The sequence below is a fragment of the Flavobacterium rivuli WB 3.3-2 = DSM 21788 genome (genome assembly GCF_000378485.1).
Classification (GTDB): Bacteria; Bacteroidota; Bacteroidia; order Flavobacteriales; family Flavobacteriaceae; genus Flavobacterium; species Flavobacterium rivuli.
In genome coordinates this window covers 19,282-44,346 of record NZ_KB899968.1, presented here as the reverse complement: position 1 = coordinate 44,346, position 25,065 = coordinate 19,282, and the positions used below count along the sequence as shown (strand labels likewise).

Genomic DNA, 25,065 nt, shown 5'->3' with positions numbered 1-25,065 from the left:
CTTTCCTAAACCCACTATGCCGAAAAGGTGTGCAAAGGTACTATTATTTTTTAAATAAACAAGTACTTTGCACACCTAATTTTATAAGGATGACGATATTACGATACACTGTAATTCGTTAATTCGGTTATTTTTGTATGTAAGTCCTGATATCTAAACAATGCTTATTGCCTATTAATCATTGCTTATTGTTAATTTGTCAATTGCCTATTGCTAATTGTGTTTAGTGCTTTATAACCTCAACCGCCTTAGGGTCGTGCTTATGCTTAAACAATATTGCAAAGGCAACTGCTATAATAAGTGCATAAGCAGCAAAAGAAAGCCAAATGTTTTGCCAGTCCTTCATTAACACCGGACTGTTAAAAACACCGTCTGCAACGGTAATCCCCTGATTTTTTATAAAGCCGGCCATCACCTCATTTGTAGGTTCGGTTTGTAAAAAGCCCGCAAGATCTGTACTATTGGTAAACGATTTTGTAAAGAACCTGTCTATTGCCCAACCCGACGTTATACTACCAAATATAGCCCCGAAACCATTGGTCATCATCATAAACAATCCCTGTGCCGATGAACGTATTTTTGGGTTGGTGTTAGTCTCTACAAATAAAGAGCCTGATATATTAAAGAAATCAAACGCCATACCATATACGATACATGATAGTATGATCATCCATAAATTAGCCACCGGGTCGCCATAGGCAAATAGGCCAAATCGCAACACCCATGCAAACATACTTATAAGCATTACCTGCTTGATTCCAAAACGCTTTAGAAAAAACGGAATAGCAAGGATAAACGCCGTTTCTGAAAACTGGGAGATTGACATGATTATAGTTGAACGCTCTACCACAAACGAGTTGGCATATTTAGGGAAATACCGGAATTCGCTTAAAAACACATCCCCATAAGCATTAGTTAACTGCAATGCCCCACCTAAAAACATAGAAAAGATAAAGAACAATGCCATTTTATAAGTACCAAAAAGCTTAAAAGCCTCAAGGCCCAGAGCTTCAGAGGCTGATGCATTTTCTGTAGTATTTTGGGGTTCGCACTTAGGCAGCGTAAAAGCATAAATACCTAAAACAATGGCTGCAATACCTGCAATATAGAACTGATATTCGGTAGCTTTACTGTTAGTAAGGTTTGTTATCCACATGGCTACAATAAAACCTACTGTACCAAATACACGAATAGGCGGAAAATCTTTAACCACATCACTATCAGGGCTGTTTTTTAAAGCGGTGTAAGCTATAGAGTTATGCAATGCAATTGTGGGCATATAAAAACACATAGCCACAAACATTACATATATAAATGTAGTAGGGTCTTCAACCTTTGTTAATGCAAACAATGCTCCTGCATAAAGTACATGCAATATACCATACAGCCTTTCTGCGTTTATCCAGCGGTCTGCAATAATACCTGTAAGTGTTGGCATAAAAACAGAAGCTAAACCCATAGTACCAAAAACAAGCCCAAATTGTGTTCCTTCCCAATGTTTTGTGCCAAACCAGTAGTTAGCAATTGTAATAAGCCATGCTCCCCAAACAAAAAACTGAAGGAAACTCATTAAAATAAGGCGGTTCTTGATTCCCATATATAAAAGGCTGTTATAGCTTAATTAACATTTTATTAACGGCGGTAAAACTATTAATAAAAAATGAAATAAAACAATTAAGCCCGTTAAAGTTAAAAGATTACAACGTTATATCTAACCATAACAATTTAAGGGAATAATCCTTAAAGAATGAACTATTGAAGGTTGATCATCAGCCCAAAAAGGCTGGTATTTGCCGCAAGGGTATAGCGGGAATACGAATAATCAAATCGTATTTTATTAAAGCGCAGCGACATACCAAAAGAAATTCCCGAGAAATTTCGTTTGTCTACCACGCGCAGTTCTTCTCCCCTTCTAAAGTTATACCCCATACGCAGGTTAAATGCCCTGCCGGGAAACAATTCGCCGCCCAATATAACGTGGCGCAGCGCATTATTAAAGAACGATACTTTCTCCTTTGTACTGCCACCCTCTATACTTTGTTCGGCACGGTTAGGGTTAGAGAAAGCAATATTCCACTGCTGCAGGTTTTCCAGCGTTAAATGCCAGCGGATGGGCACATTCTCAACTTCCTGAGATATACCCGCAATAATTTCCATAGGCAGGGGCTCATACTGACCTGCATAAGTAGTAATCTGCGAACCTATGTTACGTATAGATAGTCCGTAATTAATATCATTATCTTCATCTATATATATAGCACCAAGGTCTACAGCGGCACCAAAAGAGTTATAGCTTTCGAGTGTAGACGATATTAATTTTGCGCTTGCGCCAATGTGCAAATCGGTGTAAGGAATATTATACGATGTACCAAAAGAAAGGGCTATTTCGCTACCGGTAAAATTACCTGTAAGAAGCCCGGCTTCGTCACGGCCTTCAAAAGTGCCATAGTCTACATAATTAACCCCCATCTGAAAAGTGGGTGTATACCTGTCGTACTTATAAGCATAAGCTGCGGTACCATAAGTAACTTCGCCGTAATAACTACCATAGTTTACAGACAGTTGTTTATCCATATCATCATTAATGGTAGCGGGGTTATATATACCCTGGTTTACATCATAATCATAAAGAGTAACAATTTTACCACCAAGGGCTGCCTGGCGTGGCGATGTAACAAGGTTTAAAAACTGATACGTGTACTTACCGCCTATCTGCCCAAAAGATATGGTAGTGACAAACAATAATAAGGCGAGGTACATTTTTTTAAACATGCTACTATTAGGGCGTTTTGCATAGTATAACGCGAATGCGAAGATATTATTTTTAAATAAATTAACAGCTAAGAAAATTAATGCGTTTTAATGGATTAAAACATCAATATATTATACTGATATTCTTACACCAAAAACCCAATACACCCGTAAACCTTTTAAAAAGCTATTGTGTGGACACATTTTTTAAAAAAATTACCACATAGATTCATAGCAAAAATGCTACAAAAGGTTACTAAGCTGCTCATAGTTTGAAGCTCCGCTTCTTAAAGATATGCTCTTAGGTTATACCCCAATAATCATTTGTGAAAATTTGTGTAATTCGTGGAAAAAATAATCAAAAAAAACGGCTAATTTCTTAGCCGTTTCCTCATACAATTTATTTAATGTCCGGTTAAAGCGTTTTTGCATTTTTTGCAGTTTCGTTCGTAATCGCAAATTTAAGCACTTCGCTCATTTCGCGCACATAATGAAACGTTACCCCTTCAAGATATTCCGGTTTAATTTCATCGATATCACGCTTGTTCTCAATACAAAGAATAATCTCTTTAATATTAGCCCTTTTTGCAGCCAGTATTTTTTCTTTAATACCACCCACAGGCAATACGCGGCCACGCAGTGTAATTTCGCCTGTCATGGCAAGGTGTTTTTTAATCTTCTTTTGGGTAAAGGTAGACACTAATGAGGTAAGCATTGCCACACCGGCACTTGGGCCATCTTTAGGAGTAGCCCCCTCCGGCACGTGTATGTGCACGTTGTAATTAGATATCACTTCCGGACTTATGCCCAACATCTCGGCATTAGATTTTATGTACTCTAATGCAATAGTAGCCGATTCTTTCATTACCGTGCCCAGGTTACCTGTCATAGTAAGGTTGCCCTTACCTTTAGATAAAATAGACTCTATAAACAATATATCGCCACCTACGCTTGTCCATGCAAGGCCGGTTACTACGCCCGCAACATCATTATTTTCGTACTTATCACGTTCCATTTTAGGAGCACCAAGTATTTTAATGATATCTTCATCAGTTACTTTAACATTGTACTCCTCCTCCATCGCGATAGATTTAGCACAGTTTCTTATTACTTTGGCAATTTGCTTTTCAAGGCCACGCACACCACTTTCGCGGGTATAACCGGTAACAATTTTTTCTATTTGTTTTTTACCAAGAACAACATCTTTGTTAGTCAGCCCGTGCTCTTTAACCTGTTTAGGTACGAGGTGCTTTTTGGCAATTTCAACTTTTTCCTCAATAGTATAACCGGTCATGTTAATGATCTCCATCCTGTCGCGCAATGCAGGCTGAATGGTTGCCAGGTTGTTAGACGTGGCAATAAACATAACCTTACTAAGGTCGAAACCAAGCTCAAGGAAATTGTCATAAAACGCCGAGTTTTGCTCAGGGTCTAATACTTCCAATAGCGCAGACGACGGGTCGCCCGTATTACTCACACTTAATTTATCTATTTCATCTAATACAAATACAGGGTTAGCCGTACCTGCTTTTTTAAGGCTCTGGATAATCCTGCCCGGCATAGCGCCAATATAGGTTTTCCTGTGGCCCCTTATCTCTGCTTCATCGCGAAGGCCGCCAAGAGAAATACGAATGTATTCCCTGCCCAGTGCCTCGGCAACAGATTTACCTATAGATGTTTTACCCACACCCGGAGGCCCGTATAAACACAATATAGGCGATTTCATATCATTACGAAGCTTAAGCACCGCAAGGTGCTCTATAATACGTTTCTTAACATCTTCAAGACCGTAATGGTCGCGGTTAAGTATCTTGTCTGCGCGCTTAAGGTCGAAGTTATCTTTGCTAAATTCGTTCCACGGCAGGTCTATAAGCAGCTCAAGGTAATTGCGCTGGGTACCATAATCCGGCGCCTGCGGGTTCATGCGCTGCAGCTTAGACAATTCCTTGTCAAACTGCTGCTTTGTTTTATCGTCCCACTTTTTAAGTCGGGCTTTGGCACGTATATCGTCTATTTCCTGATCGTGAGATACGCCCCCCAGTTCTTCCTGGATGGTTTTCATTTGCTGGTGCAAAAAGTACTCGCGCTGCTGTTGGTCAAGGTCAAAACGCACTTTGCTTTGTATGTCGTTTTTAAGCTCCAGTTTTTGCAGTTCAAGGTTCATGAAACGCAAGGTTTCCAGCGCGCGCTCCTTAAGGTTGCTTATGGCAAGAAGGTCCTGCTTTTCTTTAACCGAAAGGTTCATGTTGCTCGATACAAAGTTTACAAGGAACGAGTCGCTCTCTATATTCTTAATAGCAAAAGTAGCCTCTGTAGGAATATTTGGACTCTCTTTTATTATTTGAATTGCCAGGTCTTTAACCGATTCTATAATGGTAGAAAATTCGGCATCTTTCTTCTCTGGCCTTTTTTCCTCAAATTCTTTAACGGTAGCTTTAAGGTACGGTTCCTCATCGGTAACTGTATCAATCTCAAAGCGTTTTTTACCCTGCAGTATAATGGTAGTATTACCGTCCGGCATTTTAAGTACACGCAATATGCGCGCCACAGTGCCCACAGTATTAATATCTGCCGCCGTAGGGTCTTCTACGCTTTCATCTTTTTGCGCTACCACACCTATAATCTTATCGCCTGTGTTGGCATCATTTATAAGCTTTATAGACTTATCCCTGCCTGCCGTAATAGGTATAACTACCCCCGGAAACAAAACCATATTGCGCAAAGGCAATATAGGCAGGCTGGCAGGCAGCTCTTCGTTATTCATTTCCTCTTCATCTTCAGATGTCATTAGCGGTATAAGTTCCGCATCGGTATCCAACTCCTGAAGTGACAAATTGTCAATATTTAAAATTCTTTGCTTAGACATATCTTGTAAAAGTCATTTTGTCATTAAAACTTGATGGGCACAAAGAGTTTATAGTAAGGCTATAGCTCTGTATATGCTGTGTGCCAATGTATAATAAGTATTAACATTAGCGGCAATACGGGTGTATGACAATGATTGTGCCATAAAAAAATCCGCCGGTTAGGCGGATTCTATTTATAATTTCTATCCAGAGGTAAATTAAAATTCAATATCGAATGTCCCGCCGGTAACTGTGTGAAGTGGAGCACCATTAGGATTAGCAGGGTTTCTAACCTCAAAACTAAAAGTACCTTTTATCCTTACACCATCATTAGCCGTTATTACAAGGCTACCCCTTGTAATATTGTAAGTGATGTCATCCGGAGCAGATGTATCTGTAAAGGTAGCTTTTGGCAATGCATTCGTAGCATCTGTAAAAGGGTATGTACCTACAGGTGTATCTTCGTTTATTTGCAGTTCTATTACATGAGTTGCATTTGTTCCTCTAAGTGTTACAGCAGAGAATTCATTTACATCAATAAATCCTATTACAAGGTCAGATCCGCCATAAGTAATTGCTGTTCCATTTACAGTAGCAGTAAATATATCTGTATTATCTATACTACCCACATAAGGCACATTTGTAAATACACCACTTGTAATTACTTTTGCAGTACGGGGGTTATCAATATCAGAATAATCTCCTGTAAAGCTAAAAGTACCTGTAATTGTATGGTTTACTGTATCTATAGATGTTATAGTAAGCGTTCCTGTATCATTTAAAAGATTGCTGTAAGAATCTTCAGATGTTGCATTCTCGTAGTATGCAAGTAAAACCTGAGAACCCGTATAAGTACCCGGAGTAGTTTCTTCAACAGCTATAGAAATAGCTTTACCTGTAGCATCTACACCCTGAATAGAAAACAATCCGCTACCCAGAACAGCGTTGGTTACCGCCGCTGTAAACGGAGCACCATCTACACTTGCAGTAAATACTCCCGGTCCAGATGGATTTGTAGGTGGTGTACCTCCTCCATAAGATATATTTGTAAAGATACCCTCTGTAAACGCAACGTTTGGCAGGTTTTGGGCAGTATCAGAATAATATCCTGTAAAGCTGAAGCTACCGCTTATAACGCGTGCAGCCGTATTTATAGTTGTTATGGTAGCCGAACCCGATGGGCCTGAAGCAGGACTTATATTACTGTAAAAATTATCTGATGTACCAGGATCGTAAACCATAAGGGCTGTATACGTACCTGTAGTAGTAGCCTGAACTGTAATAGTTACATTTTCGCCCTCAGTACCTTTATATCCTTTTATTACAATCTGGCCATTGCCCAGTGTAGCTATAGTACTATCGGCAACAAAAAGAGTACCGCCTATTTTTACCGTGAAAATTCCAGGGTCTGCAATAGTGTCTGTACCGCCGTTATCATCTGTCAATAATAAAGGGTCTACCGGCTCAGTCTCACAAGAAGCTACTATTCCACCCAATACTGCAAACAATACCATGAAAATCGATAGTATTCTTAGTCTTTTCATAACATTAATTTATTGAATTTTTTAAAGTTCCAAATATAAAGCAATAAAATTAAAATCCTAATGTTTTTTTAATACACGGGTTAATAAAAATATGCCCACAATAAAAAATACCGTAAGAAAAACTACCGAATAACGCATACTGCCAAAAGCCTGGTCTATAGCACCATACATAAGCATTCCTATTACAATGCCTATCTTCTCTGTAACATCATAAAAACTAAAATAAGAGGCGGTATCTGTAGTTTCAGGCAGGAATTTAGAATAGGTGCTTCGCGAAAGTGACTGTATGCCCCCCATTACAAGCCCTACAAAACCTGCTGTTACATAAAAATGGAGCGGTAAAGTAACAAAATAAGCACATATACATATTACAGCCCATATACAGTTTATACCTACAAGTGTTTTTATATTACCATATTTTGCCGAAAGTTTAGATGTTATTAAAGCACCGGCCACGGCCACAAGCTGTATGAGTAAAATACTAACTATTAAGCCCATAGTCTTGGCACCACCACTACCCCATTCTATCTCTTCGGCACCAAAGTAAGTAGCTACAAGCATAACGGTTTGTACCGCCATACTATATACAAAAAAAGCACCCAGATAGCGTTTAAGAGTAATATTTGCACTTAGCTCTTTCCACACTTTTCGCAATTCGCGAAAGCCGTTAAAAATTACATCGCCCGTAATTTTATTCTTTTTGCTGTCATTAGGCAAATAGTAATAGGAGTATTGACTAAAAAGTATCCACCACACACCCACAGATACAAATGAGTACCGCATCATTTGCTCTTTTTGCGAATCTTCTACAAGCATTACCATAGCAAGGTTTATAATAAGAAGTATAACGCTGCCTATGTATCCCATAGAATAGCCACGGGCGCTTACAGCATCCTGCTGGTCAGGGTAAGCAACATCCGGCAGGTAAGAGTTATAGAACACCAGGCTGCCCCAAAAGCCTATTAACCCAAAAAAGTAACATACAAGGCTCCAGTAAATATTGTCGAGGCTAAACCAGTAAAGGCCTATACATGATATACTGCCAATGTAACAAAACAGCTTAAGGAAACTTTTTTTATTACCGGCATAATCTGCAATACCAGATAGCAGCGGCGATATAAACGCTACCACAAGAAAGGCAAAAGCAGTAACAAAGCTTATAAGCGCGGTACTCTTCATACTTGTACCAAATACATTGATATGCTTTGAGCCTTTTTGCTCAAATATTAAATCATAAAAAATAGGGAATATTGCCGATGCAATAACAAGGCTGTATACAGAGTTTGCCCAGTCGTAAAATGCCCAGGCATTTAGCAGCTTTTTACTGCCTTTTTCTAATTGTGCCATATAGTTAGGTTTGTACCCTCAAAACTAAACTATTTTTTTATACTATAAAGCAATAGGCAATTATGGCTGTATGAAATTTAACCTAAAACACCATAAATTTATTATTTAAACTTTAGATATTCCTTAAGAATCTTTATCAAACACTATAACTATCTTTCAATGTAGCATTTAGCAATTTTAAATACACAAATAACGCAACAAATAAACCAGCAATATATGAACATTACATTAGCACAGGCTGAAACTGCAATAGCAGCAGCTAAAGAAAAAGCGAATGACATTAAAACCAAAATGAACATTTGTGTTGTAGACTCCGGAGCCAACCTCGTGGCATTTGTGCGCAACGACGGTGCCTGGTTAGGATCTGTAGATATTGCCATAAAAAAGGCGAAGACTGCTGTTTACTTCCAGATGGACACCGCCGACCTGAGCCCCTTAGTACAACCGGGCAAGCCACTCTTTAATATTGAACACTCTAACGATGGCCTGATTACTTTTCCGGGAGGTGTGGTTATTAAAGATGATAATGGCGATGTTATAGGTGCCATAGGCGTTTCGGGCAGTACCGTAGATGACGACGAAAAAGTGGCCAAAGCAGGCGCAAAAGCACTGTAGTGTTTATAATGCCTTAAATTTTTAGCAGCCTGTATGGCTGCTTTTTTGTTTGATTTAAACCTAAGCATAAAAAAAGCTGCTCCGCGAGGAACAGCTTTGCTTTCTATTAAGTTTTAAATTACCATTTGAGTGGCAATCTAAATTCTGAAATCTTAATTCGTTAGAACTTAACCCCAAATTTAGCAGCCTGTGCTTTTGCATTAGGTATCTCGCTGGTAATTTTAGATATCCTTGTGGTACCAGACGGGTGCGTGCTTAAAAATTCCGGCGGTGCAGCACTTCCTGAGTTAGCATCCATCCTTTTCCAGAATTCTAATGCCTTATCAGGATTATAACCGGCAATAGCCATAAGGGTAAGGCCTAATTCGTCGGCTTCATTTTCATGTCCACGGCTAAAAGGTAATATAGCGCCATATTGTGCACCTAAACCATAAGCCTGCTGAAACAACTGTTGTGATGTAGCACTCTGCCCGGACGTTGCCGCTGCAACACCGGCTGCACCATATTGTGCAAGGGCATCTGTAGTCATTCGTTTTGCGCCATGATTAAGCAACGCGTGCGATACTTCATGGCCTAAAACGGTGGCAAGCCCGGCTTCGTCTTTAGTTATGGGCAATATACCTGTATAAACTACAATTTTACCGCCGGGCATACACCAGGCATTAACATCTTTAGAGTCTACCAGTTTATACTCCCATGCGTAACCATCAAGATAACCACTCTGGCCTACGCTTTTAAGGTATTTTTCGGCGGCAGCCTTAATTTTTTGCCCCACGCTTGTAACCATGGCAGCCTGTGCGGTACCGGTTACTACTTTGTTTTCTTTTAAAAACTGGTCGTATTGTGCAAATGCACTGGGAAATATCTCTGCATTAGATACAAGAGTGTATTCTTTTTTACCGGTAAACGGGTTAGTACTGCAGGCAGCAACCACCATGAACAGTATTGCCGAAAGGGTTATCGCACTTTTTCTCATATCTAAAATTTTTAAATTTTATTCAAATTTAGTAAATTTCTGTAATATACAATTCCGAAAATAAGCCCATTATAGTTAAACTATTGTGAATTTAAACAAGGGCTTGCCAATACGTTTTTCAAATATTTCATTATTAGCATATTTACTTTACTTTTATAGTAGTTATAAATACTCTTTGCAGTATTATTTTATAAAGTTACTTATTATGTCAGAAAATACCGCTCACCGCCAAACCCTGAAAATACCTAAGCCATTTATTATAACAGCCAGGATACTACAGGCAACATCGCCTAAGCTGGCGGCACGGTTTGCCATGAAAGTATTTACTACTCCCATAAAATTTAAGTTGCCTAAACGCGAAGAAGAGATGGACCGTAAAAGCCATCAGGAACAGGTGCTCATTCCATCGCTTAAAAAATCCATCAATGTGTACCATCTTGGCGATAGCCCTAAAAAAATATTGCTGGTGCATGGCTGGAGTGGCCGCGGTACCCAACTGGTGTCTGTAGCCGAGAAACTGGTTAAATGTGGCTACAGCACTATTAGCTTTGATGCGCCGGCCCACGGAAAATCGACCGGTAAAACCAGCGACATGACCGAGTTTATAACATCTATATTAGAACTGGAAAGACAGTATGGCCCTTTTGAGTTTGCCATAGGGCACTCGCTTGGTGCAATGGCTGTATTAAATGCAGTTAAACAGGGGTTAAAGGTTAAGCGTGCGGTAATTATTGGGAGTGGCGATATTATTAGGGATATTATGGTAGATTTTACCCAAAAATTAGGCATGAATATTGCCATAGGAGAGTTAATGATTAAGATGTTTGAAAAGAAGTTTGGCGAAACCATCAACAACTATTCGACGTATATAGCAGCAAAGGATGTGCATATTCCTGTACTGGTATTTCATGACGAGAACGATACCGATGTACCCGTTAGTGCCGCCCATCATATTTTTAAAAATCTTAGTGATGCCCGGCTTGTAATTACACAAGGGCTGGGACACCGAAAAATTCTTGGCGATAAGGCCGTAATTAAACAAATAACCGATTTTTTACTATCATGAAAAAAATAATGTTACTACTTGTCCTGCTTTCGCTAACCGCCTGCCAGGGACAGGAAAAGAAAAAAGACAACAAAAACACAGCTAAGACAGAAGCTCCCGCCAAAGGAAAATTTGCCGTGACTAAAACAGATGCCGAATGGAAAACGCAGCTTACACAACAACAGTATAATGTATTGCGCAACAAGGATACAGACAGGCCGTACACCGGGCAGTACGATAACTTTTTTGAGAAAGGAATGTATGTATGTGCCGCTTGTGGCAACCCGCTATTTACAAGCGACACTAAATTTGACTCGCACTGCGGATGGCCGTCTTTTGACCAGGCTATAAAAGGTTCTGTGATTTATAAAACCGATAACAGTTTTGGTATGGAACGTACCGAAGTTATGTGTGCCAAATGCGGTGGGCACTTAGGCCACGTGTTTGATGATGGCCCTAAAGCCACTACCGGAGAACGTTTTTGCACTAACTCTACATCTATAAAGTTTATCCCTGCTAAATAAGCAGACTTAACACGAATATCACTAAGTACACTGATAAATTGGTGAAAATAGTAACATTCGTGTCTTTGATTATACATTAAATTACACACCTATGAGTACACATAATTATCCCTTACAAAAATCAGAAGCCGAATGGAAAGCCGAATTAGGCCCTGAACGTTATAAGATATTAAGAGGTAAAGGAACCGAGTTTCCACATTCCGGCAAATACAACCTTACTTTTGATAAGGGCACCTATTGCTGCGGCGCCTGTGGGCAGCCATTGTTCAAGAGCGATTCTAAATTTGAGAGCGGCTGCGGCTGGCCGTCGTTTGACGAATCTATTCCCGGCAGCGTAGAATATATTAAAGATACTACCTTTGGCATGCTTCGCACAGAGATATTGTGCTCTAACTGCGGCAGCCACCTAGGCCACGTGTTTGATGATGGCCCTACCGAAACCGGACAGCGCTACTGCGTTAATTCGCTATCGGTAGATTTTGAAAAGTAAATTGTAAACCCTGTTTGAAACGACAGGGTTTTGTTTTACAATTTTTGAACATTAACTATATGTGTGTTAGTATCGGGTTAAATATATCCTCTTATAAAAGCTTTTTCGTAAATTTAATATACCGCAGTATGTTCGCGGCTTAAAGCAAAAACAACTCTATATGGATTTATTTATGGAAGGTACCGACTGGCCTAAAGCCCTGAGTCCGCTAATTGAAAAGTATAAGGGTGAACGCCACCCGCTGCACTACGAGAACATTTACCAACTATTGGTAATGGTTGTGCTATCGGCACAGGACAGCGATGCGCATATTAATAAAATAGCGCCTGCCTTCTTTAAAAAATATCCTGACATGAGCGCTTTGGCAAAGGCTAATACTGCCGGGCTTATGGAGTACCTTGCCAAAGTGCGTTTTCATGGCAATAAAATTGCCTGGCTTCAGGATATTGCAGATACCATTAAGGAAGATAAGAATATCCCAACCACTATGAAAGAGCTGGTGGCGCTGAAAGGAGTGGGCAGAAAATCGGCAAATGTAATAATGCGCGAAGCCGGCAAAAAAGCAGAAGGTATTTTAGTTGACCTGCACGTTGTTCGCGTTGCGCCCCGACTGGGAATAGCAAAAGGTAAAGACGCAACAAAAATAGAAAAAGAAATGATGGCTGTATTACCACAAGATATGTGGGGCGAAGTAGGCATGGCAATTTCGTTTCTTGGCCGTGACACCTGCCGCCCAAGCAATCCTAAGCACAGCGAGTGCATTATGAACAAACATTGCGAGTTCTACCAGGAGCAGACTAAAAAATAGTTGCCTATAATGTCTATAAAAATAAAAGAGAGAAGTGTAATGCTTCTCTCTTTTTTGCTTACAATATTTTTATAAGGTCGCCGCCAGATGTAAAAGTCGCGGTAAGATCTGTACCATCTTTAGTAAGAATCAGTTTATACTCGCCATCAGCAGCAACCCATGCTTCTTTAATGGTGTAGTTACCATATCCTTTTTTAATTTTTTCCAGCGCCTCTTTAGATACTTTAGATACATCTATCTTAGTATATTGTTTTTCCTGAGAAATGTTTTTCTCTGTACTATCTTTAATAGTTAAAGGAGCAGCTGTGGCAGCAAAAGTTGCCATAGCAGCAAGGGCTATACAAAAAGTTTTCATAAGTTGCATGTTTAGGTTATATTTCAAAGTTAGGCAACAGGGCTTTACATATCTGCTAAAGTTATGCTAAATGTAAGTTAGATAATTTAAAGAATTTATTACACAGGCATATTGAGGCTTACAAATTTATATACAGAGATATTAATCCCGCAGGTTTTGGTATCGATACGATATAACTTTGAATAACATAAGGGAATAAATAGAAAAACCCCTTAAATCATAAGATCTAAGGGGTTTTGACTGCCATTGAAGGCTTTATTGTCGGGGTGGCAGGGTTTGGCTCTGGAAGGCAGGATTTGGCGTAATACAAATTAATAGCAAAGGATTGTGGTGCTTGCGGATACCGAACGTATCTTCCGTATTGCTTGCTTTTACATCACATTAGCGTCGTCTGCTACTAATCTCTCAATTATTGCAACAACATTTTTACCCAAACAGGAATAAGGATCTTGCGCTCCTACATCATAAGGTTGAATCACATTTCGTCAATAAGCATGCTTCCTAAATAATTGGCTGTGCAATAAATGGAAATACGATCAGCCCTAGAATGTTCATTACAATTTGCAAGGGGGGCTATCTCCAAACTGCCCTTGGTTAAGCTAGCGCAAAAAAAAGCAATTCTTGACATTTCTGTAATTGGTAGCTTTCTGATAAATACAGAAAGATCGTTTCTTATTTTGGTAAGAATAAATATCGGAAGATCGGGTACTTTAGATTTTTTGAAAGTTTGTGGACTTTCAGGGATAGCAATTGAACACTTAATCCTAATTTTGACGTTTTTAGAAAATTTAAAATGAATAATTGGTAAATTCAGGAGGATATATTAAACCGCTCTCGTAAGCAGTGGTTCTCCAAACAATTTCAAAGCTACCTGGATTGTTAATATAAAGTAATATTCATAATTAGTCTTGTTTATCCTTCCATAGACTTCATGGATTATACTAAAATTGGTTCAAGTCATGTCTCTGGCTTCAGAGAAATCTGGATATTTTTCGTTATTACAATAGTTTACTTCGTAAAAGTTGTAACTTTTTCCGTTTTGTCTCTTATTTTCATAAATGGTTTTTCTATTGTCAAATCAAGAATATAAGCTCCTAAAGTGCAAGTTATCATACAAATCATGGGCATTCATTAATGTAGAGGAAATAATTAGCGAAATAAAGCAAACAAATAATTTATTGTTAGGAATACTTGGACTAGGAGCAATTTTTGTACAGATAATTGATTAAAATTTGTGTTTATTTAGACAACTTTTAGGATAGTGTCAACTCTTTACTCATTCATTTTACTATATACTTTTTTCATCATCATCTCTTTTACTAAATCACCAAAAGATTTGTCTTCGAGTATTTTTTCAAAAATTTCTTGATTTTGATCCATACGCTCAATAAGTTTAGTTATGAACAAGTCTTCAAAAGCATATTTAAAAGTATCTATCTTGTTAACTCTTGCTTGAACCTGTAAGGTCTCATCTAATAATAATTCTGCTTCTATTTGGTCGAAAAATAATTTATCAGCTTCTTCAAATTCAGTTCCAAAACGCTCATTTAAAATTGTTATTATTTCCGATAGTAAAGCTTCCTCTTCTTTTTCTCTTTTTAAACCTGCTTCAGTGGTTCCGCTTAGCTCTCCCTCTTCGCCTTTGATTAAATCAATTGAACCATCTTTTATTTTTTGAAGTCTATAATACTCTAAAGCAATTTCATCTCCTAACTCCAAACTTTCAGTCAAATCTCTTTTAGGTAATCGGATTTGTAATAGCTTCGCATAAGCATAAAACTTCTCAAAATCTTGGTCTGTAAATGGCATTATTTGAGATAGAAAAGCATACAGATTTGTCCATGAGCGCAAGCCTTTTTTAAACTCATCCTTCTTGTCTTCTTTTATTTCTTTAAATCTTTCTATTGCTGGATCGGTAAAACTGTATAAATATTTTTGCTCTTTGGCATTATTTATTTTTGTTGTAGGATTGAAATAAACATTAGCAAATGCGTTTACTTCATTTTCCCAATACACTAAAAATTGATCTAATCTCGTTTTTAAATCATATAAATGGTTTACATCTGTTTTCTCTGTAACCGATGTTATTTCATAGTAAGGCTGGAACGAATCTAAAATTGTTTGTCTTTCATTAGCAAAATCTAATACAAATGTATCTTCTTTACCAGGACAGGTTCTGTTTAGTCTTGATAATGTTTGTACTGCTTTTACTCCAGATAGCTTTTTATCTACATACATAGTATGTAGTAATGGTTGGTCAAAACCAGTTTGGTATTTATCCGCCACGATAAGTATTTTGTAATCATCTTTATCAAAAACTTCCGGCAACTCTCTTTCTCCATAACCAGTTAATTCTGGTTCTGAAACACCGTCTGGAAAATTAGTATCTATGACTTTTCCCGAGAACGCTACTAATACTTTAATTTCGTTTTCATACCCTTTTTCTTTGATGTAATTGTCGAATTCTTCAAAGTATCTTTTAGCGTGTAATCTTGAACCACATACTAACATTGCTTTTGCTTTTCCTCCTATTTTCTTTGCTACTACTTGTCGGAAATGCTCAATTATTACTTCGGTTTTTTGAGCCAAATTATATGGATGTAATGAAACATATTTACCAATAGCTTTAGATGCTTTTTTGCGATTAAGTTTTGGATCTTCTTCTATTGCTTTGGTTAATTTGAAATATAATTCATATGTTGTGTAATTGTTTAGTACATCTAAAATAAATCCTTCTTCAATGGCTTGACGCATTGCATACAAATGGAATGGATGCGGTTTGCCGTCTGAATCTTTATAACCAAACACTTGAAGCGTTTTGTATTTAGGCGTTGCTGTAAAGGCAAAAAATGAAATGTTAGTTTGTTTACCTCTTGATAAAGCCGATTTTTCTACTTGTTCTCTAATGTAGTCATCTGCTGTATAGTCATCTTCCTCTTCTTTTTCGGCATCTTCAAATGACTTTAATGCTAATACTTCTTTTAATTTTTTACTGGCTTCGCCACCTTGTGAGCTATGTGCTTCGTCAATAATTACCGCATATTTTCTGTCAGGCAACTCATTTACCTTATCGATTATATATGGAAATTTTTGCAATGTTGTAATAATGATATTTGTGCCATAACCAATTGCACTTGCCAGCTGGGAACTGTCTTTGTCAATTTTTTGTACCACTCCTGTTTTATGCTCAAATTGGTAAATGGTATTTTGTAATTGTTGGTCTAACACTTTTCTATCGGTTACTACAATAACACTATCAAATATTCTTTCGTCGGTTTCGTTATGCAAACTGGACAATCGATACGCTAACCATGCTATTGAATTACTTTTACCTGAACCTGCTGAATGTTGAATTAGATAATTTTTACCTGCTCCGTTTATTATTGCATCGGCTCCAATTTTTCTAACTGCATCTAATTGGTGGAAACGAGGAAAAATAAGCTTTTCCTTCTTGAATATTTTCCCTTCCATTTCAATTTCTTCGGTTTGAAGATGCACAAAACTTTGGATAATTTCTAACCAACTATCTTTAGCTAAAATGTCTTCCCACAAATATTCTGTTTTATATCCTTCTTTGTTTGGAGGATTACCTTTACCGCTGTTAAATCCTTTATTGAAAGGCAACCAATAGGTTTTAATACCATCCAATTTTGAAGTCATAAAAACCTCATCTTGGTCAACGGCAAAGTGAACCAATGTTCTTTTTTTGAAAGCAAATAATAGTTCTCTATTGTCTCTAGTTGTGCTGTATTGCTTTAAGGCATTGGTTACGTTTTGACCTGTGAATTGATTTTTCAATTCTAAAGTAGCAACCGGAATTCCATTTAAAGAAATTACTAAATCAACAGAATTGGTATTTTGTTTACTGAAATAAACTTGGCGATGAATTTTTAATTCGTTTTTCGCATATAATGCTAAAGCATCTGGATTTAAACCAGATACAGGTTTGAAAAATGCCATTTGAAAACGAACACCATAATCGGTAAAACCATTTCTTAAAACATCTAAACTACCTCTTAAATCGAGTTCTTTGTAGAGTCTATGCAATACTCTGTTTTCAACATCTTTTTCATGAATGGCTGTGATTTTCTCCCATTTATTTGGTTGCGAGCTTTGTAAAAAATCGATTATATCTCTTCTAAAGAAACCCAAATCTGCTATGTACTCACTAGCATTGCCTAATGTATATCCTCCTTTTTCTATTAGTGATTGTACTATTGCAGTTTCAAATGTGTTTTCGGATGTGATGCTCATACTCTTATTCTTCAATTGTTTCTTCCTCTGTAACTTCTTCGTTTTGTAGCTTTACAAATTCACGATAGGCAACTTCTTTGAAAATTATTTTTAAAGTCATTTTTTGTCTTTCGGTAATATTCTTTTTTAGTTGATATCCTTCTTCCGAATAACATTCTAAAACAAAATCATAATTCACACCGTAAATTTCTTGCTCAGGCTCGTTAATTTTATCTGGAATTTCGTCGCCCATTATTTCACAAGTATCAGGATCGATATATTTTACAGATGGCTTATGTTCAAAATTGACATCCTTTCCTAAAAATGTTTTTCGGCCTAAATAATTGGGCCACATTACTCCAAAAAATTCGGTCATTCCTGGTGGATATATTTTTGCCATTTGAATGGCACCATCAATAGAATCAAATTCTTTTTCTCTTATCATTTTCAATAAAACCTTTAATGGTTCCATATCAAAATTACGAGAAAGTATCTTTTTGTTTTTTGATAACTCCTCCGTTAAAAATTCTTCGGCTTTTTCTAGTTCGTCTCCGATGAAGCCAAAAAACATGTTTTCTTCGTTAAACTCATTGTAGATAAATGCTTTTATTTCATGGTTGTATTCTAATTTCCATACACGGAATTTACTTTTTTTCCATGACCAACCCCCAAACATGAATTGAAAATCGCCTAAAGCATCTTTAAAAGTAATAGGTTCATAACCAGATATTGAATTTGAAAGCGTAGTAAATAAATCATTCAAATATTCTAGTACATCTACAATATCAGTATGTGGATTGGAAAGATGAGTGTCAAATTTAATTGAAGATATTAAATTCAGTATTAAGGTATAGGTTCTATTAGTATCGCCTGCAAAGCATAATAAACAATCCTTACGTGGCAATTCAAATAACTTTACACCCGAATGCCAACGTTCGCCACCAGAAAGGCAACTATCTGTAGCAAAAACCAATTCCTCACTATCGTTGGCTTGACGTATCCATGCAGTACAAAGTGTCATATATTTTAGTCTATTACTTTTACTTTACCAGTTACAACTTCGCTTATTAATGCAGAGCGGTATTCAGTTAGTAAATTGATTAATTTTTTTGTTCTTTTAATTTTCGAATCAATTAACTTCGAGTGTTTTTCAATAAAAGAAACAATGTTTATTTGTTCTTCTAGTTGTAATAATGGAATTTTAATACTTCCAACCATTTCTAAATTAATACCATCCCTCTTATCTCCTCCACCAAGATTCCTAATATTTTGGTAGTTAATCTTAAGATAATACAACAAAAATTTATTGTCAATCTTCTCGTTAGGTAATATTATACCTAATGATTGATTACACGTACAATCAAAAGTCACTTGAGCCACCATACCTTTAGTCTTTCCTTGACCTGCGAGAGCAATTACTATTGATTCAGCTGGAATCCACTTTGCACTTGACCCTTTAAACCCTTCCTCAGTGATATACTCTGAGGCCTCTTTAATAAAAAATTGATTGACCGTACCCGAATTTAGCCATGGAATTGTACCATTATTCCAAAAAGAAGGGTTGCTTTTTGAGGGTGTTCCCCCTGAATAAATTTTTGAAACCCATTTAAGACTAGTAGTACTCCAATGTTTAGGTATTTTACCAATCCATTCTACACCTGAATCAACCATTTCAATATTGGAATCTAATCCTTTAGTAATTAATTGACTTATTATAGTTGTCTTTTCTTCTTCAAACAATTGTATTAATTGCTTTTTAGCTTCAATAAGCTGGTCAATTTCTTGTGTTTTTCTATCGAGATAATTAGCGATTTCCATTTGTTCTTCGAGAGCATTTGTTACCGAAAAAGGTATTTGATTTAATACTTCTTGGGACATGCTTGGAACAGCGGAACCATATTTATATAATTCAAAATTTATTGTGGTACATAAATAATAAAAATATCTTGGATTGGTTGAAGGAAAAATCTCTGTATAATAAGCCGTATCAACTGACCAAAATGGTGCTTCCATATATTGCGGTTTATCAATAGTTCCTTTTCTTCCGAGAATTACTGAAGGTCCTTCGTGAAGATAACTATCAGTATAACCAAACGTTCCGCCAGTTCCAATAATGGGAAATTGACCATTTGCATCCCATACCTTTTTATGGTCTTGACCATTGCAGATTTTGGCAAGTCTTTTTAAAACTTTAATTTCCCAATGCTCTGGAATATCTCCAATCCATTCTATGTTAGAGGGTTTGTATTTTGAGTATTTTTTCATTTAGTTGCAATAATTTTTTTTAATATTTCGTCATCAAGTGAAGAAAATTTTAAATCTTGAGACACATGTTCATTCATATAAAATCTTGAAAATACTTCGAAAGGAGTAAGTTCAGATTCAGCATGAGTACAGTGCAAATGGTAACTGTCTAAAATATCAAAAAAGTTCATTACTTTTTGAGCAAAATAACTTTCTCGTAATTCAAAGAAATTAAGATTGATGAATGTTATTTCTTTTACTTCAATATTTTTTAAATTTAATTTTTGAAGTTCTAAAGAAAATTTCTCTCTGTATATTTTATTATTTCCTTCAACTCCAAAAGATTGGTCAGTATAAAGAAGTACAGGATAAATAATAAGTTTTTGTTGAGGTAAATCTTTATCAAAAAGGATTGAGTTTGCTTCAATATCTTCAATAGCATTTAGTAATTGTGTTATTCCTTTTGGCTTCGACTTTTCATTCTTGATGAATTTTTTGTCAAATTCATCAAAAACCGTTTGCTTTTTGCCACTATTTTTTACCGTTGCGTTTAGTAAAACATCTTTAAATTCAAACAGTCCAACTTTGTTATCTTCTCTAATGTAAACATCACAAAGCTCTTCTTTATTTGAGTCGATACATTGGTTGCCAAAATAGTTTGTATAATGCGGAAAGCAATTTTTAATAACCTTTGGAAGGTAAATTTCTTCCATAAAGTATTTTGCTTTTTCCGAAAGGAATTCAATTTTTGAACCTTTAGACTTTAAAAAAGTATTGAATGAGAATACCTGCGCTTTGTATAGTTGATCAATCAAAAAATTGACATCTAATATCAGATATTCGTATTTATTATACTGATATAAAAATTTAGTTCGTAACGTACCGAAACTTTCGTCTTCAGCATAATTTGCTATGCTATTATTTATACATAGTGTTTGAATATAATCTAAATCGATTTCATTATTTGTGACATACTTTTGAAGGTTTATAAGTTGAAAACGTTGTAATTCTTCAACTCTAATTTCTTGAAATAAAATCAAGATGTTTTTGAACATTTTTAAATATCCTGATATTTTTTTTGAGGTGTAATATTCTTTGACTAAATCAGTATACTTTGGAGTGCTTTCTAAAAATTCAAAAAGCATCACGCCTCTTGTGATTTGATTTGCAAAATCTAATGATGACGAATAATCTTTTTGATACATGAAATGAGGTATTGTAATTTCCTCCATTTTATTATCATCAGAAGCTATTTTAACTTCAAAATTTTCTACATTAATCTTATTATTTGCAATACTGTTAATTATTAAATAAGCATCAAATATCTTTTGAGCTTCTTCACTTGTAATATCTCTAGTTTGTAGTATGTTGCATTTTTTGAAAATCAAATTATAAAAAAGAAGATTGGAATAGTTCCAAAACATAATTGGTGCGTGACCATTATCGTGTTGTTTTTTTACAACTTCAACCCATTTATCGCGACTCTCTTTAGCACATTTATCAAGTAAATTACTAACTAGCAGAAATTGAATTTTACCGCTATCGTCGTTGTTTTCATTTAGATATAAATTAACGTTAAATCCAGCTATATAATTCAAAAGTGCTCCAGAAGGAATGTCTTTGATTAATTCCTCAGCATCTTCAAAAGACTTATCGTGACCATAATATTCATTATAATCAAGTAAAAGAAAAATTCTCATTCTTGTGTCAAAACTCATTCTAATATTGTTTTTTCTGCCACAACAGTTTTTTCTTCCAACGCCATAATATTGGCTTTGATTTCTGCTAATGGGCGTAATGGTTTGAATTCATAGAAATACTTTGTGAAGTTGATTTCATAACCTGTTTTGGTTTTACTTTCGTCAATCCACGCCTTCGGAAGATGTGGTTTTACTTCGGATTTAAAATATTCTTTTATTGCTTGTGGCGTTAATTTGCCTTCGCTATTCTTTTTCAAGAAAGGAATGTTTTCGTAATCTCTTATAGTTGAATCGGGCTTTGGATTACCAGAGCGATCCGTTACTACTTTTCCATTTTCCAGTAATGGTTGTTCTACGGTTATTCTCCAATATCCAAAGAACTCATTTGGATAGATTTTGCTGAATTCGTTTTCTTCAAAATTGCCATACAATTGGGTTATGAAACCAATTCCTTTGGTTGTTCCGTTTTCTGGTATTTCCTTACGTTTATTACCTAGACTTCTATCTTTTTTATTCCAAAAGCGATTGAATTCTAATTTGCCTTCTTTTAAAAATTCTTCGTCTTTTACTCCAGTAGCATTAATTAGTTGAATTTTACCCTTTCTGACTTTACTTTTATGATTGGTTACAATCCAAATGTAAGTTGAGATTCCAGTGTTATAGAATAATTGGTCTGGCATAGCAATTACAGCTTCTAACCAATCGTTTTCTATTATCCATCGGCGAATGTTACTTTCTCCGCTTTCGGCAGCACCAGTAAATAGTGGAGAACCATTAAAGACAACTGCTATTCTTGTTCCATCGGGTTTCATTTTAGACATCATGTGTTGCAAGAACAATAATGAACCATCATTGATACGCGGTAAACCTGCACCAAAACGACCAGACATTCCCTTTTTATCTGCCTCGCTTTTAATGATTTTTTCGGCTTTTTTCCAATCGACACCAAATGGCGGATTGGATAGCATGTAATCGAACTTGTCGAATTCTAAGCCATCAACAGTAAAAGTATTTCCGAATTTGATATTGGAAGGATTTTGACCTTTAATCAACATATCCGATTTGCAAATTGCATACGATTCCGGGTTGATTTCTTGACCGAAAACTTTGAGTTCAGCTTTTGGGTTTAAATCATTCAGATAGGTTTCTGCAATTGAGAGCATTCCGCCAGTTCCACACGCAGGATCATATAATGTTTTTACAATTCCTTCTTGTGTTAATATGCTTTTATCTTCATTAAATAAAAGGTTTACCATTAATTTAATAACCTCACGAGGTGTAAAGTGTTCTCCAGCAGTTTCGTTGGATTGCTCCGCAAATTTTCGGATTAGTTCTTCAAAGACATATCCCATTTCCATAGAGTCCATATCGGATAAATCTATTTCTTGGAATTTCTTTAGCACACGAAATAAAATGTCTGCTTTAGGGTCATCCATTCTGTCAATTTGGTCATCAAAAGTGAAATACTCAATTATTTCTCGTGCACTAGTTGAAAACCCACTGATGTAGTTTCTTAAATTGACCGCAACGTTATTTGAATCGGCAATTAGCTTATCAAAATTGAATTGACTTTTGTTGTGAAAATTAAATCCAGCAACTTTATTTAAGGCAATATCTTTTGCACTTTCTTTAAGCGAATCGACTTTTGGCAAATAAGCTAGGACTTTATCTTTGGTTGGTTCTAAAACGCAATCTAATCTTCTTATTACAGTTAGCGGTAATATTACTTTTCCGTAATCGGATTGTTTATAATCGCCACGTAATAAGTCAGCTACTTTCCAGATTAAATCTGCTTTATCTTTGAAATTTTTCATTTATATGTTTAATTAAAACTTTTGTACCGATAGTAAAAAGCTCTTAGGTTATTTTTAGTTTAATCCTTTACTAGGTCATAAAATTTTTAATCTTCCTGTTCACTTCTCTTTCCACTTGCTCAAAATCAGGTAAATCTTTGATTTGGTCATTCATAGAGTTTTTCCAACGCGCTTTGTATTGCGGTAATTTCTGTTCTAGTTTTTTATGAAAGTCTTCCGGATTTTGTTCTTTGCTGATGCATTTATTACGGAATTCATTCGTAAAATATTCAACATCCATTCCTTCAACTTCTACTAAATACCAAATATCATAATAATCTCTTGGTTGCATACGCTGCATAGTACAACGCAATTTTTCAACTAATAATTCTTCTAAAGAATAACATAATAAAGTATATTCTTCTAAATCCGAATAATCTATAATTGCCTCTTTTTGTGTTGGTTCAAATTCTAATTTTTCACTTCTAGAAATGTCTACTTTTACTTTTTTATTATTACCAGTTCCACCAAGTGGACCCACATAACTTATGTAGAAGTTAGTACCACCATCTTCGTGTTCGTTATCATCAATTATTTCTAATGGAATATTCGCTTCTTCTTTTATTTCCTCAAAACTTTCTTTGAACCATTCGAAAATTTGTTTGTTTGAAATTTCGTTATCCAATAAGGTAAAGTCTAAGTCTTCAGAGAAACGATAGTCTTCAAAATATACTTTCTTTAATAACGTTCCTCCTTTGAATACTAGTATTTTTGAAAGCTGTTCGTGATTTGCCACACCCCAAAGAATCCATGATAAGATGTAATCTTTTTCGATTTGCTGGTCACGAACCCCAACTTGGTTTGCTTTCTTTTGTATTTCGCCCGGTTTGATCATGTGAACATGGCTGATTTAATGGTTTCTATATCTAAATTTTGTTGAATACTCCAACGGCTGTTTCTTTTTCCGATCTTTGGTAATTCAGTATCTAAGACTACATAAGATGCGGTCTTTATTTTTTGTAATTCTTGAATAATTTCTGTCTTTATTTCAAAAAGTTCTAAAATATATCCTAGTCTTTTTACAACCGCCTGAGATTCGAACTTTATGGTGTATTCCAAAAGTTTCTTATAATTTAATTTCTCTTTTGTGCTGTATATTGCTCTTGCCACCTCTACAATGCCTCCGGCATAATCCGGTTTGAAAAGACAGTCAATTATTGTCTTTTCAATATCAGAACAGCTTACCTTATTAAAATTATCAATCCATGTTTTCTTTTCACCAAAAAAATGACTTTCATTATGGTAGATAAATTGAAATGTTATGTCTTTAACTTTAATCTCTGAAGGTCTGATTTGTTTGGCCACCACGATTTGTTCTTTTAATGATGGTTGCGTTATTAGGTTGTGGATTTGTAAAGCAGAATAATACCCGATATAGTGTTTGGCCTCTTTTACTAAATATTTTACTATTAGGTGCCAATCAGGCATAAAGGTTTCAGGATTTTCTTCATAAGGAATAATATAGTAAACGCCATCTTTTATTCGCATGAGCAAACCTCTTGAAGTCATGTCGCTTAGTAATCGCCTAACCGTATTTTCCTTAGAGCTAGGCAACACTTTTGTCGCTTCTTTATATTCAAAACAAACTTCATTCCTGCTATTAAAATAGGAAAGAATTTCATTAGATTGTGTTGAAGTATTTTTATGTTTCATAGTCAATATGAGAGAATTGAACTCACTACAATGATACAAAATATAATAATATGTTTTTGTTTTTTGTGAAAATTACTTTAT

19 protein-coding genes are annotated in these 25,065 nt (G+C 35.9%); 5 read left to right on the top strand and 14 right to left on the bottom strand.

Going from position 1 to position 25,065, the window contains the following annotated elements; all coding sequences use genetic code 11:
* Positions 1-223 precede the first annotated feature (223 nt).
* From F565_RS0106865 to F565_RS0106835, 5 genes are all read right to left on the bottom strand, one after another.
* Complete coding sequence (locus F565_RS0106865) at positions 224-1,597, bottom strand: nucleoside permease (protein ID WP_026299927.1); 1,374 nt, start codon at positions 1,595-1,597, stop codon at positions 224-226.
* 155 nt (positions 1,598-1,752) lie between these two features.
* Positions 1,753-2,772 carry a type IX secretion system protein PorQ gene (gene porQ, locus F565_RS0106860; RefSeq protein WP_020212466.1) on the bottom strand — a complete coding sequence of 340 codons (1,020 nt, stop codon included), beginning with the start codon at positions 2,770-2,772 and terminating at the stop codon, positions 1,753-1,755.
* A gap of 394 nt (positions 2,773-3,166) precedes the next feature.
* Positions 3,167-5,617, bottom strand: coding sequence for an endopeptidase La (lon, locus tag F565_RS0106845; RefSeq protein WP_020212463.1), 2,451 nt, complete (start codon positions 5,615-5,617; stop codon positions 3,167-3,169).
* A 198-nt stretch (positions 5,618-5,815) separates the two neighbouring features.
* Positions 5,816-7,141 (bottom strand): DUF6252 domain-containing protein, encoded by a 1,326-nt coding sequence (locus tag F565_RS0106840; protein ID WP_154652554.1) that lies wholly within the window; start codon positions 7,139-7,141, stop codon positions 5,816-5,818.
* Positions 7,142-7,198: 57 nt separating this feature from the next.
* Complete coding sequence (locus F565_RS0106835) at positions 7,199-8,488, bottom strand: MFS transporter (RefSeq protein WP_020212461.1); 1,290 nt, start codon at positions 8,486-8,488, stop codon at positions 7,199-7,201.
* A 216-nt stretch (positions 8,489-8,704) separates the two neighbouring features.
* On the opposite strand from F565_RS0106835, the gene F565_RS0106830 reads away from it, so the two are divergent.
* Positions 8,705-9,103: a GlcG/HbpS family heme-binding protein gene (locus tag F565_RS0106830; protein WP_020212460.1), complete on the top strand. Its 399-nt coding sequence runs from the start codon at positions 8,705-8,707 to the stop codon at positions 9,101-9,103.
* A gap of 160 nt (positions 9,104-9,263) precedes the next feature.
* Here the strand turns inward: F565_RS0106830 and F565_RS0106825 are convergent, their stop codons facing one another.
* A complete protein-coding gene (locus tag F565_RS0106825) occupies positions 9,264-10,079 on the bottom strand; it encodes a M48 family metallopeptidase (protein ID WP_020212459.1) in 816 nt (271 codons plus the stop codon).
* A 205-nt stretch (positions 10,080-10,284) separates the two neighbouring features.
* On the opposite strand from F565_RS0106825, the gene F565_RS0106820 reads away from it, so the two are divergent.
* The 4 genes from F565_RS0106820 (at position 10,285) to F565_RS0106805 (ending at position 12,946) form a co-directional block, all read left to right on the top strand.
* On the top strand, positions 10,285-11,145 hold the full coding sequence (locus F565_RS0106820; protein WP_020212458.1) for an alpha/beta hydrolase: 861 nt from the start codon (positions 10,285-10,287) through the stop codon (positions 11,143-11,145).
* Positions 11,142-11,648, top strand: a complete 507-nt coding sequence (msrB, locus tag F565_RS0106815; protein ID WP_020212457.1) for a peptide-methionine (R)-S-oxide reductase MsrB — start codon at positions 11,142-11,144, stop codon at positions 11,646-11,648. Before F565_RS0106820 ends, msrB (F565_RS0106815) begins: the two co-directional genes overlap by 4 nt.
* Positions 11,649-11,739: 91 nt before the next feature.
* Entirely contained in the window at positions 11,740-12,138 is a 399-nt protein-coding gene (msrB, locus tag F565_RS0106810; protein WP_020212456.1) for a peptide-methionine (R)-S-oxide reductase MsrB, read from the top strand.
* Between the two features lie 160 nt (positions 12,139-12,298).
* Positions 12,299-12,946 (top strand): endonuclease III domain-containing protein, encoded by a 648-nt coding sequence (locus tag F565_RS0106805; protein WP_020212455.1) that lies wholly within the window; start codon positions 12,299-12,301, stop codon positions 12,944-12,946.
* A gap of 58 nt (positions 12,947-13,004) precedes the next feature.
* Here the strand turns inward: F565_RS0106805 and F565_RS0106800 are convergent, their stop codons facing one another.
* From F565_RS0106800 to F565_RS0106755, 8 genes are all read right to left on the bottom strand, one after another.
* Positions 13,005-13,301, bottom strand: a complete 297-nt coding sequence (locus F565_RS0106800) for a hypothetical protein (protein WP_020212454.1) — start codon at positions 13,299-13,301, stop codon at positions 13,005-13,007.
* A gap of 1,272 nt (positions 13,302-14,573) precedes the next feature.
* On the bottom strand, positions 14,574-17,555 hold the full coding sequence (locus tag F565_RS0106785; RefSeq protein ID WP_020212451.1) for a type I restriction endonuclease subunit R: 2,982 nt from the start codon (positions 17,553-17,555) through the stop codon (positions 14,574-14,576).
* A gap of 4 nt (positions 17,556-17,559) precedes the next feature.
* Positions 17,560-18,555 (bottom strand): hypothetical protein, encoded by a 996-nt coding sequence (locus F565_RS0106780; protein ID WP_020212450.1) that lies wholly within the window; start codon positions 18,553-18,555, stop codon positions 17,560-17,562.
* 5 nt (positions 18,556-18,560) lie between these two features.
* Positions 18,561-19,799 (bottom strand): restriction endonuclease subunit S, encoded by a 1,239-nt coding sequence (locus F565_RS22305; RefSeq protein ID WP_020212449.1) that lies wholly within the window; start codon positions 19,797-19,799, stop codon positions 18,561-18,563.
* A complete protein-coding gene (locus tag F565_RS0106770; RefSeq protein ID WP_020212448.1) occupies positions 19,796-21,496 on the bottom strand; it encodes a hypothetical protein in 1,701 nt (566 codons plus the stop codon). Before F565_RS0106770 ends, F565_RS22305 begins: the two co-directional genes overlap by 4 nt.
* Positions 21,493-23,292 carry a type I restriction-modification system subunit M gene (locus tag F565_RS0106765; RefSeq protein WP_020212447.1) on the bottom strand — a complete coding sequence of 600 codons (1,800 nt, stop codon included), beginning with the start codon at positions 23,290-23,292 and terminating at the stop codon, positions 21,493-21,495. The genes F565_RS0106770 and F565_RS0106765 overlap by 4 nt, the downstream gene beginning before the upstream one ends.
* 70 nt (positions 23,293-23,362) lie before the next feature.
* Entirely contained in the window at positions 23,363-24,166 is an 804-nt protein-coding gene (locus F565_RS0106760; protein WP_020212446.1) for a nucleotidyl transferase AbiEii/AbiGii toxin family protein, read from the bottom strand.
* Positions 24,163-24,984, bottom strand: a complete 822-nt coding sequence (locus F565_RS0106755) for a type IV toxin-antitoxin system AbiEi family antitoxin domain-containing protein (RefSeq protein ID WP_020212445.1) — start codon at positions 24,982-24,984, stop codon at positions 24,163-24,165. Before F565_RS0106755 ends, F565_RS0106760 begins: the two co-directional genes overlap by 4 nt.
* Positions 24,985-25,065 lie beyond the last annotated feature (81 nt).

Bases quoted from the DNA above. Each gene is read 5' to 3' on its own strand.
- F565_RS0106760 (WP_020212446.1), bottom strand. From the start codon at position 24,166: ATGATCAAACCGGGCGAAATACAAAAGAAAGCAAACCAAGTTGGGGTT.
- porQ (WP_020212466.1), bottom strand. From the start codon at position 2,772: ATGTTTAAAAAAATGTACCTCGCCTTATTATTGTTTGTCACTACCATA.
- F565_RS0106835 (WP_020212461.1), bottom strand. From the start codon at position 8,488: ATGGCACAATTAGAAAAAGGCAGTAAAAAGCTGCTAAATGCCTGGGCA.
- F565_RS0106805 (WP_020212455.1), top strand. From the start codon at position 12,299: ATGGATTTATTTATGGAAGGTACCGACTGGCCTAAAGCCCTGAGTCCG.
- F565_RS0106780 (WP_020212450.1), bottom strand. From the start codon at position 18,555: ATGACACTTTGTACTGCATGGATACGTCAAGCCAACGATAGTGAGGAA.
- F565_RS0106840 (WP_154652554.1), bottom strand. From the start codon at position 7,141: ATGAAAAGACTAAGAATACTATCGATTTTCATGGTATTGTTTGCAGTA.
- F565_RS0106770 (WP_020212448.1), bottom strand. From the start codon at position 21,496: ATGAGTTTTGACACAAGAATGAGAATTTTTCTTTTACTTGATTATAAT.
- F565_RS0106800 (WP_020212454.1), bottom strand. From the start codon at position 13,301: ATGAAAACTTTTTGTATAGCCCTTGCTGCTATGGCAACTTTTGCTGCC.
- lon (WP_020212463.1), bottom strand. From the start codon at position 5,617: ATGTCTAAGCAAAGAATTTTAAATATTGACAATTTGTCACTTCAGGAG.
- F565_RS0106830 (WP_020212460.1), top strand. From the start codon at position 8,705: ATGAACATTACATTAGCACAGGCTGAAACTGCAATAGCAGCAGCTAAA.
- F565_RS0106785 (WP_020212451.1), bottom strand. From the start codon at position 17,555: ATGAGCATCACATCCGAAAACACATTTGAAACTGCAATAGTACAATCA.
- msrB (WP_020212457.1), top strand. From the start codon at position 11,142: ATGAAAAAAATAATGTTACTACTTGTCCTGCTTTCGCTAACCGCCTGC.
- F565_RS0106755 (WP_020212445.1), bottom strand. From the start codon at position 24,984: ATGAAACATAAAAATACTTCAACACAATCTAATGAAATTCTTTCCTAT.
- F565_RS0106865 (WP_026299927.1), bottom strand. From the start codon at position 1,597: ATGGGAATCAAGAACCGCCTTATTTTAATGAGTTTCCTTCAGTTTTTT.
- F565_RS22305 (WP_020212449.1), bottom strand. From the start codon at position 19,799: ATGAAAAAATACTCAAAATACAAACCCTCTAACATAGAATGGATTGGA.
- F565_RS0106765 (WP_020212447.1), bottom strand. From the start codon at position 23,292: ATGAAAAATTTCAAAGATAAAGCAGATTTAATCTGGAAAGTAGCTGAC.
- F565_RS0106825 (WP_020212459.1), bottom strand. From the start codon at position 10,079: ATGAGAAAAAGTGCGATAACCCTTTCGGCAATACTGTTCATGGTGGTT.
- msrB (WP_020212456.1), top strand. From the start codon at position 11,740: ATGAGTACACATAATTATCCCTTACAAAAATCAGAAGCCGAATGGAAA.
- F565_RS0106820 (WP_020212458.1), top strand. From the start codon at position 10,285: ATGTCAGAAAATACCGCTCACCGCCAAACCCTGAAAATACCTAAGCCA.